Below are 3,170 nucleotides of genomic sequence, written 5' to 3' on the forward strand. Positions count from 1 at the left end.
GCGTGACCGCCGTCGGCATGGTGCTGCTCGCCGCCTCCGGGGTGGTGGCCCTGGGCGGGCTCGGCCTGTCCCACTTCTGGGGCTCGCTGGCGCTGTTGGGCATCGGCTGGAATTTGAGTTTCATCGGCGCCACGGCGATGGTCACCGACTGCCACACCCCGGCCGAGCGGGGCAAGGCGCAGGGCATGAACGACTTCTTCGTCTTCGCCGCCACGGCGGCCGTGTCGTTCCTCGCGGGGTCGATCCTGCACAGCTCGGGCTGGCAAGCGGTCAACTGGATGATCTTCCCGGCCTTGGCGCTGATCTTGGTGCCGCTGCTGTGGCAGGGGCGGTACGGTTGCAACTGACTTGACTTGGGGCATTGATCGAGGACTGGAAGCCGATAAGTGGCCCGTTCCGGCACTACACGACTTGTCTCCACTGCTGAAACTTCGGAAAGCTACTTTGCCGTTCCACCTTTATTGATGGTCAAAGAGTTGTATGGACAGATGAATTTAGTTAGTTAGTTAGTTAGTTAGTTAGTTAGTTAGATTTATCAAGAAGCAGTTTAACCACGGCTTTGGCTTTGCGAGCAGCGTGCAGATCTCCAAGAACGTGAGCCTGAATAATCGCCCCTTCAAGCAACATAGCAATTGTTTCAGAGATTTGAACTATCGATTCTCTGGACGTTATGACAAGTGAAGTGTGGTGTGTGATCCATCGCAGCATAGCCTCTTTGTTTCGGGCGCAAAGCTTATGTATATCATGATCCGGATTGCTGAATTCGGCGCTGACATTAATGAAATAACAACCCAAGAAAAGTGGCTTGGATTGATCGAGACCCTGAAACAGATCGTCAAAAGCATCAAGCATGGCATACAAGGCGTCCCTACCTGGCGTCGCTTCGTGCAAACGCAAATCGAGCCAAGAGAAATACTGCTGATCACAATATTCGACGGTCGCAGCAATTAGATCTTCCTTGCTGGAGAAATGGTTATATAGCGTTTTCTTGGCAATGCCGGACTCTTCAAGTACCCGATTGATGCCAACAGCATGAATGCCGTACTTATAAAAAAGGTTAAAGGCAGTTGCGACTAACTGTTCTTTTTTGTCCATGATGTTATTCATCGTTGTGAGGATTCATACGCGACATGTTGACACAAGGAGACAGGGTTGTCTACAATCCCTCAAGGAGACCGATCTGTCTCTTTCTTTGCAATTTCCTTGAGGCTTCTTTTATGAACACGACAACAGCGGCTTCCGCACAACAGCCCTCCGTCATCTATGATCTAGTCACGATAGGTTCCGGTTCGGCGGCTAGAGCCGCAGCGAACGAAGCACGTAGGCTCGACAAAACAGTCGCCATGATCGAACAGGGGTTGGCAGGAGGGACCTGTCTCAATGTAGGATGCGTTCCTTCAAAGACGTTGCTTGCGGCGGCTTCTGCTCGCATGTCTGCTGCGCATGGGAAGTTCCCAGGTATAGCGACCTCGGCCGGGCCTGTCGACTTGTCTTTGCTTGTCAGAGATAAAGATCAAATGATCGGGCACTTCCGGCAGTCTTTCCATGTACAAGCACCCAAGGATGCAGGTATTGCGGTATTTCGCGGCAAGGCGACCTTTGTAGCGTCAGATGAGCCAGATATCGTAGCGCTCGTCGTCGCGGACTCAGACGGAAACACAAACCTGGTGTACGCCAAGCAGGTACTGATCGCCAGTGGGGCAGCGCCATTCATTCCTTCCATTCCTGGCCTCAGTGAGGTGGACTTTCTCACTTCCGGCTCGGCCATGTCCCTTGAGCAGGTGCCTGAGTCCATGCTGGTCGTCGGCGGCAATGCGATCGGTCTGGAGCAAGGTCAATTGTTCGCTCGACTGGGCAGCAAGGTTGAAGTGGTCGAGATAGCTCCTCGAATTGCACCGTTCGAGGATCCCGCGATTTCTGCGGCACTGGAGCAGGCGCTGTCAGCGGAGGGCATCATGTTCCATACTGGCGCCAATCTGACAAACGTCGTACCACACGAGAGCGGGGTGCTTGCAACTGTCGTCGCCGAAGGACGTACTCAGCAAATTTTCGCCCATAAGATTCTCATAGCGACGGGGCGCCGTCCGGCAACTGAAGGACTCAACTTGGATGCTGTCAATGTGTCCAGGGGCGATCGAGGCGAAATAATTGTGGACGAACATCTGCGAACCTCAAATCCTCGCATCTGGGCAGCGGGCGATGTCACTGGTATGGCTCAATTAGTGTATGTCGCTAGTGCGCAGGGGACCGTGGCCGCGAGCAATGCTCTGGGCAACGAGCCTCGGTCCCTAGACTACACCGCCTTGCCCCGCGTCATTTTCACGTCGCCCGAGATGGCTGCTGTCGGCATGACTCCTATGCAGGCTGAGGCGGCCCAAATTGCCTATGATGTTCGTGAAATTCCGGTTTCCTTTGTTCTACGTGCTATTGTAAGTCGTCACGACAAAGGGATAATCAAGATGATATCCGAGCGTGAGACAGGAAGGATTCTGGGTATTCATATGGTAGGCGAATCTGCTGGAGAGGTTATTGCAGCTGCAACCTATATTATCTCCGCAGGACTTACGGTTGACCAACTTGCAAAACAGTGGTCTCCGTACTTCACTATGGCGGAGTCGCTTAAAAACGTAGCAAGCAGTGCGCCAACTTTGGAAGATTCGGCTAATGGCTAAATCTTATTATTACTATGCGCTTAAATTTCAAGGGATCGTTTCAGGGTAAAGTTTCCTGATGTGAGCATGTTTGAGTTTTTTGCTATGGCGGGATCGCTCAATGGGCTTCCCGCCTTTTTTGTGGTGAATCATTAAAGAATTTGCCGATCTTGAATATATGCATAAAAACTCAGGGGGTGCCGTTCAGTCTGTTGACGAGAAAGATAGGATTCTTTTACTGAGAAATTCCCGTCAGAACTTCAATTTATCTTCTCTAAATTTGAAAGGTTGTCAGGCAATTCATGCGCGATGAGTAGACACGCTGGCCTGCTTCAGTGCCCCCGAGTACTGCGACCAGAAGGAAAGGGGTTATTCGTTTCATAGTTCGATTTCCTGCTGTGGGCTACTGCTTCGCAGCCGCCGTCACCGCCGAGGACGCGCTTAAGGCCAAGGCCATTTCCTGGGTCATGGTGGGCGGTCTCGCGGGCGCCATCATCGGGCCGCAGTTGGTGATCTTCA

General features: G+C 52.5%; 3 protein-coding genes. 2 read left to right on the forward strand and 1 reads right to left on the reverse strand.

The features are described from left to right. On the forward strand, positions 1-347 hold a 347-nt coding region (locus ACPEH1_RS20375), incomplete at its 5' end, for an MFS transporter (protein ID WP_423716308.1). Positions 348-522: 175 nt separating this feature from the next. Here the strand turns inward: ACPEH1_RS20375 and ACPEH1_RS20380 are convergent. Further along, complete coding sequence (locus tag ACPEH1_RS20380; protein WP_015912831.1) at positions 523-1,107, reverse strand: TetR/AcrR family transcriptional regulator; 585 nt, start codon at positions 1,105-1,107, stop codon at positions 523-525. 110 nt (positions 1,108-1,217) lie between these two features. Between ACPEH1_RS20380 and merA the strand changes: the two genes are divergently transcribed. After that, entirely contained in the window at positions 1,218-2,672 is a 1,455-nt protein-coding gene (gene merA, locus ACPEH1_RS20385; RefSeq protein WP_003821139.1) for a mercury(II) reductase, read from the forward strand. Positions 2,673-3,170 lie beyond the last annotated feature (498 nt).

Origin of the sequence: Stenotrophomonas sp. NPDC077421 (genome assembly GCF_049545505.1) — a bacterium.
In the GTDB taxonomy this organism is placed as follows: Bacteria; Pseudomonadota; Gammaproteobacteria; order Xanthomonadales; family Xanthomonadaceae; genus Stenotrophomonas; species Stenotrophomonas nematodicola.

Coding starts and splice junctions, on each gene's coding strand:
- ACPEH1_RS20380 (WP_015912831.1), bottom strand. CDS start 1,107: ATGAATAACATCATGGACAAAAAAGAACAGTTAGTCGCAACTGCCTTT.
- merA (WP_003821139.1), top strand. CDS start 1,218: ATGAACACGACAACAGCGGCTTCCGCACAACAGCCCTCCGTCATCTAT.